This is a genomic window from Nonomuraea sp. NPDC050022, from assembly GCF_044460705.1.
Classification (GTDB): Bacteria; Actinomycetota; Actinomycetes; order Streptosporangiales; family Streptosporangiaceae; genus Nonomuraea.
In genome coordinates this window covers 623,571-638,183 of the sequence record NZ_JBITKE010000001.1, presented here as the reverse complement: position 1 = coordinate 638,183, position 14,613 = coordinate 623,571, and the positions used below count along the sequence as shown (strand labels likewise).

The 14,613-nt window shown below is 69.0% G+C and carries 16 protein-coding genes; 12 read left to right on the top strand and 4 right to left on the bottom strand.

Annotated features, from left to right (window positions below; genetic code table 11):
* The first annotated feature begins 192 nt into the window (after positions 1-192).
* A complete protein-coding gene (locus tag ACIBO2_RS02910; RefSeq protein ID WP_397295027.1) occupies positions 193-1,503 on the top strand; it encodes a glycosyltransferase family 4 protein in 1,311 nt (436 codons plus the stop codon).
* Here the strand turns inward: ACIBO2_RS02910 and ACIBO2_RS02905 are convergent.
* The 3 genes from ACIBO2_RS02905 to ACIBO2_RS02895 are packed head-to-tail and all read right to left on the bottom strand — an operon-like array spanning position 1,433 to position 3,625.
* Positions 1,433-1,828 (bottom strand): tautomerase family protein, encoded by a 396-nt coding sequence (locus ACIBO2_RS02905; protein ID WP_358547228.1) that lies wholly within the window; start codon positions 1,826-1,828, stop codon positions 1,433-1,435. The two genes, ACIBO2_RS02910 and ACIBO2_RS02905, sit on opposite strands and share 71 nt — an antisense overlap.
* A 25-nt stretch (positions 1,829-1,853) precedes the next feature.
* A complete protein-coding gene (locus ACIBO2_RS02900; protein ID WP_358547231.1) occupies positions 1,854-2,411 on the bottom strand; it encodes a TetR/AcrR family transcriptional regulator in 558 nt (185 codons plus the stop codon).
* 50 nt (positions 2,412-2,461) lie between these two features.
* Positions 2,462-3,625 carry an FAD-dependent monooxygenase gene (locus tag ACIBO2_RS02895; protein ID WP_358547233.1) on the bottom strand — a complete coding sequence of 388 codons (1,164 nt, stop codon included), beginning with the start codon at positions 3,623-3,625 and terminating at the stop codon, positions 2,462-2,464.
* Between the two features lie 226 nt (positions 3,626-3,851).
* Here ACIBO2_RS02895 and ACIBO2_RS02890 point away from each other — a divergent pair, with 226 nt between their 5' ends.
* The 11 genes from ACIBO2_RS02890 to ACIBO2_RS02840 all read left to right on the top strand — a co-directional run bounded on the left by ACIBO2_RS02890 (position 3,852) and on the right by ACIBO2_RS02840 (position 13,815).
* Positions 3,852-4,349 (top strand): hypothetical protein, encoded by a 498-nt coding sequence (locus tag ACIBO2_RS02890; RefSeq protein ID WP_397295024.1) that lies wholly within the window; start codon positions 3,852-3,854, stop codon positions 4,347-4,349.
* Between the two features lie 74 nt (positions 4,350-4,423).
* Positions 4,424-5,785, top strand: a complete 1,362-nt coding sequence (locus tag ACIBO2_RS02885; RefSeq protein WP_358547236.1) for an ATP-binding protein — start codon at positions 4,424-4,426, stop codon at positions 5,783-5,785.
* A gap of 27 nt (positions 5,786-5,812) precedes the next feature.
* Positions 5,813-8,122 carry a glycosyl hydrolase family 95 catalytic domain-containing protein gene (locus ACIBO2_RS02880; protein WP_397295022.1) on the top strand — a complete coding sequence of 770 codons (2,310 nt, stop codon included), beginning with the start codon at positions 5,813-5,815 and terminating at the stop codon, positions 8,120-8,122.
* A 165-nt stretch (positions 8,123-8,287) separates the two neighbouring features.
* A complete protein-coding gene (locus tag ACIBO2_RS02875) occupies positions 8,288-8,713 on the top strand; it encodes a hypothetical protein (protein ID WP_358547242.1) in 426 nt (141 codons plus the stop codon).
* Complete coding sequence (locus ACIBO2_RS02870) at positions 8,707-8,940, top strand: helix-turn-helix transcriptional regulator (RefSeq protein WP_358547245.1); 234 nt, start codon at positions 8,707-8,709, stop codon at positions 8,938-8,940. Before ACIBO2_RS02875 ends, ACIBO2_RS02870 begins: the two co-directional genes overlap by 7 nt.
* Entirely contained in the window at positions 8,937-9,941 is a 1,005-nt protein-coding gene (locus tag ACIBO2_RS02865; protein WP_358547248.1) for an NAD(P)-dependent alcohol dehydrogenase, read from the top strand. The genes ACIBO2_RS02870 and ACIBO2_RS02865 overlap by 4 nt, the downstream gene beginning before the upstream one ends.
* 171 nt (positions 9,942-10,112) lie before the next feature.
* Complete coding sequence (locus ACIBO2_RS02860; RefSeq protein WP_358547251.1) at positions 10,113-10,496, top strand: hypothetical protein; 384 nt, start codon at positions 10,113-10,115, stop codon at positions 10,494-10,496.
* Positions 10,435-10,713: a response regulator transcription factor gene (locus ACIBO2_RS02855; protein ID WP_397295019.1), complete on the top strand. Its 279-nt coding sequence runs from the start codon at positions 10,435-10,437 to the stop codon at positions 10,711-10,713. Before ACIBO2_RS02860 ends, ACIBO2_RS02855 begins: the two co-directional genes overlap by 62 nt.
* 197 nt (positions 10,714-10,910) lie before the next feature.
* Positions 10,911-11,438 (top strand): hypothetical protein, encoded by a 528-nt coding sequence (locus ACIBO2_RS02850; protein ID WP_358547254.1) that lies wholly within the window; start codon positions 10,911-10,913, stop codon positions 11,436-11,438.
* A 193-nt stretch (positions 11,439-11,631) separates the two neighbouring features.
* Positions 11,632-12,552, top strand: a complete 921-nt coding sequence (locus ACIBO2_RS02845) for a M23 family metallopeptidase (protein ID WP_358547257.1) — start codon at positions 11,632-11,634, stop codon at positions 12,550-12,552.
* Between the two features lie 126 nt (positions 12,553-12,678).
* On the top strand, positions 12,679-13,815 hold the full coding sequence (locus ACIBO2_RS02840) for an FAD-dependent oxidoreductase (RefSeq protein WP_397295016.1): 1,137 nt from the start codon (positions 12,679-12,681) through the stop codon (positions 13,813-13,815).
* A 3-nt stretch (positions 13,816-13,818) separates the two neighbouring features.
* Here ACIBO2_RS02840 and ACIBO2_RS02835 read toward each other — a convergent pair whose 3' ends face one another.
* Positions 13,819-14,607 carry a DUF1932 domain-containing protein gene (locus ACIBO2_RS02835; RefSeq protein ID WP_397295014.1) on the bottom strand — a complete coding sequence of 263 codons (789 nt, stop codon included), beginning with the start codon at positions 14,605-14,607 and terminating at the stop codon, positions 13,819-13,821.
* Between the last annotated feature and the right edge of the window lie 6 nt (positions 14,608-14,613).

Here is a 14,613-nt window from a genome sequence, read left to right as displayed (position 1 = left end):
CTCTACTTACAGCTTGTGTAGCAGAGTAGCTGTAGTGCCTGGGCGATTCACCCCCTTCAACTACTACTAACTATGTAGTAGAAAGGTATGGGGGTACTGACATGTCCTTCTCGTGACGATCATCCAGGTAGGGGGCCGGCTGAGGTGTACGAGCGATCGCGAAATTGGCTGCTGGGGTCGGGGGCACGCTGGGTGCGATGGACGGCCCTGTGGCTGCTCCGGCTGGCGGACCTGCGGCGGGCCCGCACGGCACCCGCGCCCGATGCCGGCACGGTGCGCATCCTGTTGTTCCACGCGTACGGCATGGGCGGCACCATCCGCACGGTGCTCAACCTCGCCGGATACCTGGCGCGCGAGCACGACGTCGAGATCGTCAGCCTGATCCGTGAGCGGAACCAGCCGTTCTTCCCGCTCCCCTCCGGTGTGCGGATCTCGGTTCTCGACGACCGTACGCGCGACAAAGGCAGGCTGCGCCGATGGCTGTCGCGGCTGCCCAGCGTGCTGGTGCCCCCGACCGAGCCCTCCTACCGGCGCTGCTCGCTGCTGACCGATCTGGTGCTGCTGCGCCACCTGCGCTCGCTGCGCGGCGGGGTGCTGATCACCACGAGGCCGAGCCTCAACCTGTTCGCCGCCGGTTTCGCGCCGCCCGGCGTCATCACCATCGGCCAGGAACACCGCAACCTGGCCGCGCACAAGCCCGAGCTGCGCAAGGTCATCAAGCGCCGGTACGGCAAGCTGGACGCGCTGGTCACCCTGACCCGTGACGACCTGGAGCGCTACACCAGGGCGGTGCCCCAGCTCCATCTGACCTGCATCCCCAACGCCCTGCCGCCCCTCGGCGGCGGCGACGCCTCGCTGGACGGCACGACCGCCGTCGCGGTGGGGCGGCTGGATCGGGTCAAGGGCTTCGACCTGCTCCTGGCGGCCTGGCGGCTGGTCGGCGAGCGGCACCCGGAGTGGACGCTGCGCGTCTACGGGTCGGGGCCGTGGCGGGAGCGGCTGAAGACCCAGATCGAGGAGTCGGGGCTGGAGGGACGCGCCTTCCTCATGGGGCGTACCGACCAGGTCGGAGAGGAGCTGGCGAATGCGGGGATGTTCCTGCTCAGCTCTCGCTCCGAGGGGATGCCGATGGCGTTGATCGAGGCGATGAGCAAGGGCCTGCCCGCCGTCGCCTTCGACTGCCCTACCGGTCCGGCGGAGGTCATCACCGATGGCCTCGACGGCCGCCTGGTCGAGCCGGGCGACGTCCGCGCCTTCGCCGAGACGATCTGCGAGCTCATCGAGAACGAGGACCTGCGCCGCAAGTTCGGCGCCGCCGCGAAGCGCACCGCCAGGGCCTATGACCTGCGGGAGATCGGCGCCCGCTGGGACAGCCTGCTGGCCGAGATCACGGGGCCTCGGCGGCCGCCCCTGCCCAGGACGGCCGTGGAGATCACGGAGCGGCCCGCGCATACTGGGCCACGCCGTCGCCGAACGACCAGTCGAGCGGCTCGTTCTCGGTGACGGTGACGAACACGTTCCGCGGCTCGGTGCCCGCGTAGTCCTGGGCGAGCTCGGCGATCCTGCGGTAGAGAGCCTGCTTCTGGTCCGCGGTGCGCCCGGAGCGCATCGTGATGGCCACGAACACGAGGTCGTCGTCCCGGTGGATGCCGAGGTAGCCGTCGTCGTAGCTGACCATCCGCCGCGTTCCGTCGTGACCGGTGATCACCTGGAACCTGTCGTCCGGCGGGATGCCGATGGCGTCGACCAGGGCATCGTGCACGGCCCGGCCCAGGGCCGCCAGCCGCTTCTCGTCTGCGCGAACCGCATCAATGCGAACAAATGGCATTACTTCTTCCTTTCCACGATCCGGTTCAGTGGACGGCGAGCAGGCCGAGCGCGCCGTCCACGGCCTGCGCGTAGACGTCCGCGTCACCGGCCGCGCGGGCCAGCACATACGCGCCCTGCAGCACCGCGACGAGCGCGGTGGCGGTGGCCGCCGGGTCGAGCGCGGTGGCCAGCTCACCGGCCGCCCGCGCTTCGGTGAGGACCCCGGTGAGCCGGTCGCGCAGCCAAGTGAAGGTCTCCTCGATCGGCCGGCGCAACGTGGGATCGGCCATGACGTCCGAGTCCTGGGTGAGCCGGCCCACCGGGCAGCCCCGGAGAGCCTCGCGCTCCCGGCGCAGGTAGGTGGCGATCCGCTGGACCGGTGTGCCCGAGCCGCCGAGCTCCGCCTCCGCGCGATCACGCAACTCCTCGGCACTACGGGTGATCGCGGCCAGCGCCAGGTCGGACTTCCCGCGGAAGTGGTGGTACATGCTGCCCTGGCCGGCCCCGGATCGCCGCTGGATCGCCTTCGGCGAGGTGCCCACGTAGCCGCACTCCCACAGCAGCTCCCGAGTGCTCTCGATCAGTCGTTCCCTCGTGTCCACGACACTGACCGTACATACTAGTAGGTACAGAATGCAAGCCCAGAGTGCGGTCAGTGCTTGGGATCGCGCGCCAGCCCGAGCTTCCCGGCCACCTGGTCCAGCCGGTAGTACAGCCGCGGCGGGATGTGCGGGAGCAGCACCGACTGCCGCTGGCCGAGCAGCGCGAACAGCTGCCAAGGCGGCAGGTTGATGTAGCGCGGCAGACTCTCGTACCACCGCGCGCTGTAGCGGGCCGCCCGCTGGGTGGCCCGGATCACGGCCCGGCGTTCCCGCTCATAGCGGGCGAGGGCGGGCTTGAGCGCCGTCTCCTCGTGCAGCGCGTTGACCAGGAAGGCGGCGTCCCCCAATGCGAGGGCGGTGCCCGCGCCGATGGAGTAGTGCGTGGTGTGCGCGGCGTCCCCGAGCAGGACGAGGTTGCCGTGGTACCACTTCCGGTTGGTCAGGGTGCGGAAGTTCAGCCAGTGCGCCCGGCCGTCGGGGTGCGCCCGGCCGATCAGGGGGTGCCCGTCCAGGATGTCGGCGAAGAGCTTCTCCAGGAGGGCCAGGCCGTCGGACTCGTTCGCCTGGTCGAGCCCGAGACCCCGCCAGGTCTCGGGGGCGCATTCGATGACGCAGGTGCTGTGGTCCTTGCCGAATCCGTAGCCGTAGTACCAGATCCAGCCGTGCTCGGTCTCCACGAAGGCGAAGGTGAACGATTCGAAGATCTTGGTGGTGCCAAGCCAGATGTAGACGTTCCGCCCGACCGCGACCTGGGTGCCGAAGTGGTCGGAGTGGCGCTCGCGCAGCACGCTGTTGATCCCGTCGCCGGCGACGATGAGGTCGGCGTCGGCCAGCTCCTCCTCCCCGGCGATCTCGCGCTCGTACTCGATGCGCACACCGAGGGAGCGGGCCCGCTCGGTGAAGATGTCGAGCAACCGGTGCCGGCCGATGCCGAAGCCCTCGTCCCCGTGGTCCACCGTCACCGTCGCGCGGTCGTGGACGTGCATGACCCAGCCGTCCCAGCGGACCGAGCTCTCGCTGATGGCGCGCGCGGACTCGGGGTCGACGCCGTGGAGACTGTTGAGCAGTTCGTAGATATATGTCACGCCCCAGCCATAGGTGGACCCGGCCGGGTTTCGCTCATAGACGGTGATGTCGTGGGACGGGTCCACCCGCTTCATCAGGATCGAGAAGTACAGGCTGGCGGGCCCTCCGCCGACGCAGGCGACCTTCACGCTAACTCCCCATAACTACGCAACGTCATCAAGTCATCTCATAGCGTAGCAATGAGGTGCGTATTCCTGCGGTCTCCTCCTGCTGAACCACCAGTCACAAAATGCCCAATAATCGGCACACTTCCCACGTCCTCAGGGTGGCCAAGTGCGTTCCCGTGCAGGTGGGACAATGGGGGTGTTCATTCCGTGCTCCCCCCTTGGCGACAATTTCAGGAAGGGGGCGGCCATGGCGACCATCGCTCATCACCCGGCGACAGAAGCGGCGCCCGGCTCCCTGCGGCTCGGCGCGGCGCTCATGGCACTGGCCGGCCTGACATTCATGGGTTACGCGGTGATCTTCTTCATCCGCAACTTCACCGGCGGGTTCCTGGAGCTCGGCATCGGTCCGCACGAGGTCGATGTCAGCCGGGCTCAGGTCCAGTCGTTCAGTCCCGACCTGTTCAGGTACATCGCGCACCTGCACATCGCGTTGTCGGGATTCCTCGCCTCGACCGGGCTGGCCACCGCGGCTCTCGCCTGGTTCGGGGTCAGGCACGGGCTCTGGTGGGCGTACGTGACGTCGATCGTGGTCCCAGTGCTGGGCCTGGTCGTCGCCCTGCCCGCGCACTATCCGTACCATTTCGCCACTCTCGGCCACCTCGGGCTCATCTACCTGGCCACCGCGATATTCGCCGTTGGCGCACTGGTGGCGCTGAAACCGATGCTGCACGCGCGGCACACCTGATCGAGTCAGGCGAACCAGGAGCGGCTGTCTCCGCACCCGCTCCTGGCGCGTGATCGTCAGGCGGACGGAGAGACATGGGGACCTTGCGGCACGAGTTGTCCGTACGGACGCGGATGACACTGCTGGCCGGTGCCGTCATGGCGGCGTTGTGCTTGGTCTTCTGCGTGTTCATCCTGGTGGGTGCCCATGACCGCGCCATGGACGACCAGACCGACGCGATCCTCCAGTCCGAGTTGCACGTGGCCCGGCACATCTCGCGCAACCAGCTCCCCGCGGTGCTTCCCGACCATGGAATCGCCGCCCTTCAGGTGGTGGACGCCGGCGGCAGGCTCGTGGCCTCGAACATGCGGATGATCGGCGAACCGCGCATGGCCTCCTTCACCCCACCGGATGACAGCCTGATCAAGGACCGGATCGTCTGCACCGTGCCGGGCTTCGCGGACACGTGCATGATCGTCGTAGCCATACGGGTCGCCGGGGCCGGCGGCGACTGGATCGTCTACGGAGCCGATCTCGTCGTCCCCTGGTACATCGATCGCTCGGTTGTCATCACCCTGCTCGCCGGGTCCGCGCTGCTGATCAGCGCCACGGCGATCGGCGCCTACCGTACCGTCAGCAAGACCCTCGACCCCGTCGACGACATCGTCGCCGAACTGGCCGAGATCACCTCGACCGACCTCGGCCGCCGGGTGCCCGTGCCCGACCACCACGACGAGATCCGGAAACTGGCCGAGACCGCGAACCTGACCCTGGAGCGGCTGGAGGCGGCGGTCGAGCAGCAGCGGCGCTTCGCCTCCGACGCCTCGCACGACCTGCGCAGTCCCATCACCGCCATACGCACCCAGGTGGAAGCGGCCATGCTGCACCCGGACGAGGCGGACTGGTCCGAGATGGCGCAAGCCCTGCTGGCCAGCCTCGACCGGCTGGAGGCGATCGTCGTCGACCTGCTGGTGCTGGCCCGGCTCGACGCCGGCGCCCAGTGCGACGGCGACCGCGTGGACCTGCGCGAGCTGGTCATGTCCGAGCTCGAACGCCGGGCCCCCAAAGCACGCGTCGTGACCGACCTCGGGCCCGAGGCGGTCGTCGAGGGCGACCGGCTCCAGCTCGGCCGCCTGCTCACCAACCTCCTGGACAACGCCGCGCGGCACGCCGACTCCACCGTGGCGATCTCGGTCCGCCGCAACGGTGCCGACGCGGTGCTCGAAGTGAATGACGACGGCCCCGGCATCTCCCCTGACCAGCGGGAATTCGTCTTCCAGCGCTTCACCCGGCTGGATGCCGCCCGAAGCAAGGACATGGGAGGTACGGGACTCGGCCTGGCGATCGCCAGGGAGATCGCCGAGCGTCACGGCGGGTCGCTGACCATCGAGGATTCGGAGAAGGGCGCGCGATTCGTGCTGAAAATCCCCGTCGCTCCTGCCGACCCAGCACGTTGAGAGGGCTTGACAGAGGCAGTCATCGCGATGGATCTTCTCATTCATCAGATGAATTGCCTCATCAGTCCCCCCAGCGGAGGCACTATGTCGGAAAATTCGGCCTCACGACGAACATTCCTCGGAGGTATCGCCTTAGGCGGAGCCGCTGCCGTGGTCGCCACCTCTCCCACCGCGTGGGCGCAGGCCGTACCGGAGAAGACGGACGCGTACGGGGACGTCCTGCGGGACGCCGCCATGATCTGGAAGCGGCTCCCCAGTGGCTGGCAGAACGGGCCGTTCCTGGGCAACGGGTTTCTCGGCGTGCACGTCTACAACAAGGGCGGCGAGGGGAACGTCCTGCGGTTCATGCTCAGCCACTCCCTCGTACAGGACCAGCGAGGCCAGTGGGAGGCGGCGATCGGCTACTCGCGGCTGCCCATCGGCTATCTGACGCTGACCTTCGCCGGGACCGTCACCGCGGTGGACTGGCGGCTGGACCTCGAACGCGCCGAGCTCACCGGGACCGTGACGACCGCCCAGGGCGGCGTCCGGTTCAGCGCGCTCGTGCTCAACCAGCGCGGTGTGCTGCTGGTGTCCATGACGCCGACCCCGGGCGAGGAGGCGGCGGCGTGGGGCTTCACGCCCCTGCCCTCCCATACGACCAGGACGATCCGGCTCCCGCCCGAATACACCGGCAATCCCGAGCCGGTGGCCGCCGAGGGGCACGTCGAGCAGCCCATGCACGCCGGAGGTGGCTACACGACGGCTTGGCGCGAGGTCCGGCACGGCACCGGCCGGGTGTTCGCCGCCACGATCGCCTACGGATACCCGGACTCGACCGGGGTCGAGGAGGCCGTACGGACCGTGCGCCGGGTGCTCGACGGGAACCCGGAGGCGCAGGTCCTGGCCCACCGGCTCTGGTGGCAGCGGTTCTACCGGCGCAGTCTGCTGTCGATCCCGGACAAGCGGCTGCAGCGGTTCTACTGGATCCAGCTCTACAAGATGGCCTCGGCCACCAGGGACGGCGCGCCCGTGGTGACCGAGTGGGGGCCGTGGTTCCCCGAGGCGGGCAACAGCTGGACCAACATCTGGTGGAACCTGAACGTCCAGGTCAGCTATCCGATGATCAACGGCTCGAACCACCCGGAGCTGGACGCGGTAACCACAACGTTCCGGAAATATCGCGAAAATCTGGAGCTTAATGTGAATCCGGGTTATCGCGATGGGAAGTCCTACGCGCTGTGCCATCCGGGCGACCGCATGCTCAGGCCCGGCCCGCGATACGTCGGCGTGCCCGGCGTGAGTCCCAACGACCACACCGGCAACCTCACCTGGGGCATGCACAACGTCTGGCTCACCTACCGCCACTCCATGGACGACGGCGTGCTGCGCGACGTGCTCCACCCGATCCTCACCGGCGCGATCACCTACTACGAGCGCTTCCTGGTCGAGGGCGCCGACGGCCGGCTGCACCTGCCCGAGACCCGCTCGCCCGAGTACGCCAACGCCTCCGACGCCACCTACGACCTCTCGCTCATCCGCTGGGGCTGCCGCACCCTCCTCGACAGCGCCGAGCGGTTACGCCTCGACGACCCGCGCAAGTCCCGCTGGCAGGAGATCCTCGCGCGGCTGGTGCCCTACCACCAGAACGAGGACGGGGTGATGATCGGGGCGGACGTGCCGCTGGCGGAGTCTCACCGGCACTACTCGCACCTGCTGTGGATGTATCCGCTGCAGGAGTCGCTCGACCGGCGCAGCTTCGAGCATTGGACCAGCATGCGCGAGCGGTGGCACGGCTACAGCTTCGCGGCGGCCTCCTCGATGGAGACGCTGTTCGGCAACCCGGAGGAGGCGCTGGCCCAGCTGCGCTTCTTCATCGACGGCAACGTCGTGGACAACTGCGCGATCACTCCCAACACCATGTACAGGGAGGGCGCCAACTTCGCCGTCGAGAGCCCGCTGGCCGCCGCGCAGTCGGTGCTCGACATGCTGATCCAGAGCCACGGCGGGGTGGTCAAGGTGTTCCCCGCGGTCTCCGCCACCTGGGCCGATGTGTCGGTCGAGCGGCTGCGTACGCAGGGCGCGTTCCTGGTGGACGCCTCGCGGAGTCAGGGGCGTACGGACTGGATCAGGGTCCACAGCGAGGCGGGCGAGCCGCTGCGGCTCAAGCACGGCATCGAGGGTCCGGTCGAGGTCCGCGACGAGCACGGCAGACCGCTCCCCCACCGGGGTACGGACACCCTTGAGATCCCACTGCGCAGAGGCAGGACGGCCGTCATCAGCCGACCAGGTCAGCACCCTGCTCAGCCGCGCGACGTCCCGGGCGATGACAGCGCGCCGGCGTGGGGCCTGCCCTAGCGGCTGCCGGATTGAAGACCGCCGACGGACTCCGGTGAGCCCGTCGGCGGTCTTGCGTGTGTTCGGCCTGGCTTGGACCGGCGGGCGATGTAAAACTTTCTAGACATGAAGTCAAAGATTTGCTACTTTTCGAATGTCAAAGATTCTGTACATCAAGGAGCTGTCATGACACTCGAAGAGAGACGGGCGTGGATCCGGCTGATCGTCTCCGTCGCCGCCTACGGCGGGTACGCGTTCGTCGTCTTAGGCCGGGCCGGCGAGCGCCCGCTGGCCGAAGTGCCCTATGGCGCGGCGCTGCTGTGGAGCGTGGGAGCGGCCATCCTCGCCGCGATCGCGCTCGAGATCGTGGTCGCCGCGGCCAGGCCGGCGTCCCTGGTCAAGGACGAGAGGGACCGGGAGATCGGGCGGCTGGGCGACCACGTCGGCCAGGCGTTCGTGGTGATCGGCGCGGTCGCGGCGATGCTCATGGCGATCGCCGACTGGGACCGCTTCTGGATCGCCAACGTGATCTACGTGTGCTTCGCCCTGTCGTCGGTCCTCGGCAATGTCGCCAAGGTCATCGTCTACCGCAGGAGCCTGCCTCAATGGTGAAACCGACCCGTGTGACCAACCGCATCCGTGCCCTGCGCTTCGCGCACGACGAGATGACGCAGGCCGAGCTGGCCGACCGCATCTCCGTGACCCGCCAGACCGTCATCGCCATCGAGCAGGGCCGCTACTCGCCGTCCCTGGAGATGGCCTTCCAGATAGCCCATGTGTTCAAGGTCCCGCTCGACGAGGTGTTCCAATACCCCGACTCCCAGGAGGAGACCAAATGAAAGCGATCGCTCAGGACGTGTACGGCTCGGCCGATGTCCTCCGGTTACGCGAGGTGGACCGGCCGTCGATCGGCGACGACGAGGTGCTGGTCCAGGTACACGCCGCCGGGGTGGACCCGGGCGTGTGGGTCTGCATGACCGGCCGGCCGTACGGGGTGCGGGTCGCGTTCGGCCTGACCAGGCCCAAGGTGTCCGTACGCGGCCGGGCCCTGGCCGGGGTGGTCGTGGCGGTCGGCGCCGGCGTTCAGCGGTTCAAGCCCGGTGACGAGGTGTACGGCACCAGCCCGCGCAGCGGCACGTTCGCCGAATACGCGGCCGCCCCCGCCAAGCGGCTCGCGCCCAAGCCGCCCAGGCTGTCGTTCGAGCAGGCCGCCGCAGTGCCCATCTCCGCGGTCACCGCGCTGGAGTGCGTCCGCGACGGCGGGCAGGTACACGCCGGGCAGAGAGTGATGGTCATCGGCGCGGCCGGCGGCATCGGCTCGTTCGCGGTGCAGATCGCCAAGGCGTCCGGCGCGAAGGTGACCGGGGTGTGCGGCACCGGCAAGGTCGACCTGGTGCGGTCGCTCGGCGCCGACGAGGTGATCGACTACACCCAGGAGGAGGTCGACCGCGACGGGCCGAGCTACGACGTGATCATCGACCTCGCGGGCTGCCGCCCGCTGTCGCTGCTGCGGCGCGCCTTGACCCCGCGCGGGACCCTGGTGCTGGCCGGCGGCGGGCACGACGCCGGCGGGCTGCTCGGTGGCTACACCCGCCAGTTGCGCGCGCCCTTCGTCTCGATGTTCACCAGCCAGCGGCTCCGTGGCGTGACCTCCAAGGAACGCGCCCAAGAGCTGGAGGAGCTGGCAGAGCTGATCGAATCGGGCGCGGTCACCCCGGTCATCGACCGCACCTACCCCCTCGGCGACGCACCCGACGCCATCCGTTACCTCGCCGAGGGTCATCCCGCCGGGAAGATCGTCATCACCGTGGGATCGGGCCCGTCGACGGACGCTCCGTGACCTCCGCTCCCGCCCACCGCCCACCAGGGCCTGGCCGCAACTCCCGCCCAGCGCTCACCAGAGCGTGGCCGCCGAGATGGCAAGAGGAGAACGCCGTCCTGGCGCTGCCAGAATGGTGTCCAGCTGCCAGGAGGCCCGGCGTCCGGACGGCGCGGTAGGTGAAGGAGGCGTGTGGACGAGAGCGTGTCGTTGGCTCAGCTGGCCCATCGGCTGGAAGAGGTAGTGGACGAGCTGCGCGGCATCCCCGTCGACGTCGAGCGGCTGGAGGACCGCGCGCTCGTACGGCAGCAGATCGCGCAGGCCGCCGCCTCGGCCCGGGAGCTGCGCGCCATGCATCCGGTGGGCTCGTCAAAGAAGGGCCGCGAGGAGCAGAAGAGCCGGGTCGACGTGCTCGACGCCCTGCGGGACGGCATGACGATGCGCACGATCATCCACGCGAGCGTACTGGACGACCCGCGCAAAGCGGCCCGGCTCAGGGAGCTGCACGCGGCCGGTGACCTGCATCGGGTCGTCGACGAGCCGATCCAGCAGGTCCAAGGCCCGGGAGATCACTGAGCCTGCCCACCAGCTGACGCCGCGTGAGCGCGAGGTGCTGGCGCTGATCGCCGAAGGGCGCTCCAACAGGGCCGTCGCGCGCGCCCTGTCGATCACGGAGGCGGCCGTAGGCAAGCACGTGGCCGGTGTGTTCGCCAAGCTGGCGCTATCTGCTTCCGATGACGACAACCGGCGGGTGCTGGCGGTGCTGGCCTATCTGCGCGGCGCAGTCAGGTAGCGTCCAGTCCCGCCTCTCTGCCGCCGCGCGGCAACGTAGCGCCAGACCCGCCTCTGCGTCGCCGCGGCCCCGGCAACGTAGTGCCCAGCCTCCCTCTCTGGCACCGCGCGGCGCGGTAGTGCCAGAGCTACCTCGTCCTCGGCCCAGCCCCACTGCGGCCCCCACCCGATATGGAGTTCAATAGGATCATGCAGCGAATGACTGGATTGCTGGTTGGCGCGGTCTTCGGCGCGGTCTTCGTCGTCGTCAACGCGCAGAGCCCGCTCAACACCGTGACCGTGAACCTCTTGCGGGTGGCCGCGTGCCTGGCGGCCGCGAGTGTCATGGCCCTGTGGTTCGTCACCGCACGCAAGGAGCGGTCCGCTCCGGGTCCGCAGCGGAACATGTTCAGCCGCGGCTACCTGATCATCGTCGCCGCCGAGGTGATCCTGCTCTTCGGTGGCCTCCGGGTGCTGGCCGCCTGGGAGCGTCCTGTTGAGACCAATGTGGCCTGGGTGGCGTTCGTGGTCGGTGTGCATTTCATCGCGTTGGCGCCCGTTTGGAAAGACTGGAGCATCGCCGTGCCCGGTGTGGTGCTCACTCTGCTGGGCGTCGCCGGTCTGGTTTTGGCGTCCACGGCGGCCGTGACATGGGTGCCGCTCATCAGTGGTGTGCTGTCCGGCCTGGTGCTTCTGGCCGGCTCCGTCACCTTCGGGTGGCGGACGGTTGCGGCTCGGACGGCTTAGCTCGCGGGCCGGTTCGCAGGTCCTTGTCGGGCGTACGGAGAGACGGTCGCGGGCCGGTTCGCACGTGCTTGTCAGGCGTACGGAGGGCCACGTACGGACACGGAGCGAAACCATGCAGTTTCTGTATGTTTTCTGTACGGATTTTTCCCACCCTGGGCCCTAGCAAGACATACACGGTGTGGAAGGGGTCCAGTTGAAACTCCGAGCAATCGCGATCGCGGGCTTAGCCCTGTTCCTGAGTGTCGCCGCCGCCGACCCGGGCGAGGAGAGCGGCGGCGACCCGCCCAACCAGGTGACGGCGGACGCGAGCATCATGGCCACCAACTTCCAGCTGCCCTTCCCCTGTGGGCAGGCGTGGACCGGCAACTCCAACGGGAGCAGCGCCCACCTGTCGTGGGAGATCGACTTCAACAGGGGCAGCACCGCCGACGCCGACCTGGGCGACCCCGTGGTGGCCGCGGCCGCCGGCACGGTGGTCATCTCCGCTCACCAGGGCTCGACGAACGGGTACGGCAACCTCGTCAAGATCGACCATGGCGGCGGCTGGGCGACCTACTACGCGCACCTGAACACTCGCTCGGTCAGCGAGGGAGCCACCGTCTCGCAGGGACAGAAGATCGGCACGGTCGGCAACACCAGCAAGCCAGGTAACAACATCTCCCCCCACCTCCACTACGAGGTACGACTGGGCACCGACTACCCCTCCAACATCCAGAAGGCCGTCTTCAACGGCACGACCTTCGGCTACCCCAACCAGACGGTGACCTCCAAGAACTGCGGCAACACCACCAACCCGTACACCCCGCAGGAGGTCTGCGGCGCCGGCTACGACGTGATCGACTCGGCGGCGCTCGGCACCTCCGGCACGGTCTACCTGCTCTACAACAGCGGCAACGGCAACAACTGCGTCGCCACCCTGAAGCGAACCTCCCTCGGCACCGCCACGGCGACGAGCGCCTACCTGGAAGTGCAGGGAAGTAGCAGGGTCACCGACTCAGGCAACTTCGCGTACTACGCGGGGCCCGTACGCGCCGCGGCGGCGGACAAGTGCGTGAGGTGGGGCGGCAAGGCGGGCTCCGCCACCTACGACAGCATCTTCGAACACTGCAGCTGATCATCAAGCGTTGACAGGGCCTCCACGGCGCGGTGGAGGCCCTGTTCCATGCGACCTTGTGGACGGTGGCCAGATGCTCTATAAGGGGTAGTACTACTTCTCGTAGAGTTGAAGTGGAGGCCACCGGTGCGAGTGCTTGTGGCAGGGGCGGGGATCAGCGGGCTCGCGGCGGCACGGGGATTGATCGGCGCGGGCCACGAAGTGGTCGTGCTGGAGCAGGCGCCCGAGCCGCGCGTCCAGGGCGGGGCCATCACGCTGTGGCACAACGGCACGGCCATCCTCGGGGATTTGGGCGTCGACCTGGAAGGGACCGGGCAGCCGCTGACGACGTTATGCCTGCGGACCGCACGCGGGCGCCGGGTGCTGGAGTTCGATCTGGCGGCGCTGGCCGAACGGTTCGGGTCGGCGGCGCGAGTGATCCCGCGCGGGTCGCTGATCACCCTCCTGGACAGCGGCCTGCCGCAGGGGACCGTACGGTTCGGCGCACGGGTCGCGGAGGTGCGGGCCGACGGCGACGGCGTACAGGTGCGGACGCAGGCAGGTCAGGAGTACGGCGGTGACGTCCTGGTCGGAGCCGACGGTGTGCGCTCGCGGGTGCGTACCCTCGTCCTGGGCGACGGCCCGGCGGCCCGGACCGGTGTGGCGACCTGGCAGGGCCTGACGCCGGCCCCGTTCGATCCCGGGTCGACCACGACGATGATGGTCGGCCGGCGGGGTGACTTCGGGTACATGGGGGCGGGTGACGGGCTCATGCAGTGGTTCTTCGATGTGCCGTGGTCGCCGGGCGCGCCGCCGGAGGACAAGCCGGTGGAGATGTTGCGCCGGCGGTTCGGGGGGTGGGGCTCGCCGGTCGAGCGGGTGCTGGCGTCGCTGGGTGAGGGCGACGCCGAGGTGTTCCCGCACACCCGGCACAAGGTCCCGCGCCGTTGGGGTGGCGGGCGGTGCGTGCTGCTCGGGGACGCGGCGCATGGGATGCCACCCGTCATGGCGCAGGGCACGAACCAGGCGTTAGAGGACGTGGCGACGCTGGTGGACTGCCTGGGCGCCGTGCCCGATCCGGCCTCGGTCGTAGACGTGTACTCGGCCAGGCGGAGGCGGCAGGCGGCCCTGGCCTCCACGATCGCCACGCACAGCCTCGCGGTGTCCGGCCCGAGGACGTTGCTGCAAGGCGAGTACCTCTTGCGCATGAACGGCGCCACCCCGCCGCGCCTCGCCACTCGCGGATTTGGCGCTCTGCTGCGCACCCTCAGCGCCCGGATATGACTGTCAGGGGCGGGCCTCGGCCAGGACGGGGTCGGCCTGGGTCGCGATGCGGCGCAGACCCCGCTCGGCGGCGCGGGTCATCTCGGTCGGCACCCTGAGATCGTCCAGGTACGCCCCGGTGTCGTGCATTTCCTGCGCCCGTCGTACAGCATGCGTACGGGTGCCCGTCAGGAACCGGTCGATGATCGCCTGCCCGTCACCGGCGAGCTGCCTGGCGACCTCGGCCCGGATCCAGTCCTTGTCACCCGCGGCCTCCCCCGCCGTGACGGCTTCGCAGACCACCAAGGCCAGCCCTTTCATGAACACACTGCGCAGGAGCTTGCGGGCCATGGCCGCGCCGGGCGGCGCGTCGAGCACCTCCACAGGGGTGCCGAGCGGGCTCACGAGCCGGGAGACCGCCGCCGCGCCCGGCCCGCTGACGAGGAGCGGCACCTTATGCCCGTGCAGCGGCACGGGGCCGAGAATGGCGACGTCCGCGAAGCCGTCGATGGTCTTGCCGAGCCGCTCCATGACCGCGGGCGGTGCGGAGGTGAAGTCGGCGTAGCAGGCGCCTTCGGCAAGAAGGGGCCCACATTCCGCCGCGACTGCGGGGGCGGCGGAGGCAGCGGTCAGAACCATGACGTACGCGGCTCCCTCGACGCACTCCCGCAGCGTCGCGGTCCTGGTGACACCTTCGGGGGTGGGGGTGTTGGCGGGGTCGTACCCGAGCACCTGGTGCCCGGACGCGGCGAGTGCGGCGGCGAAGACGCCGCCCGCCTCTCCCAGGCCGATGACGGCACAACGCATTTTCATCAATCC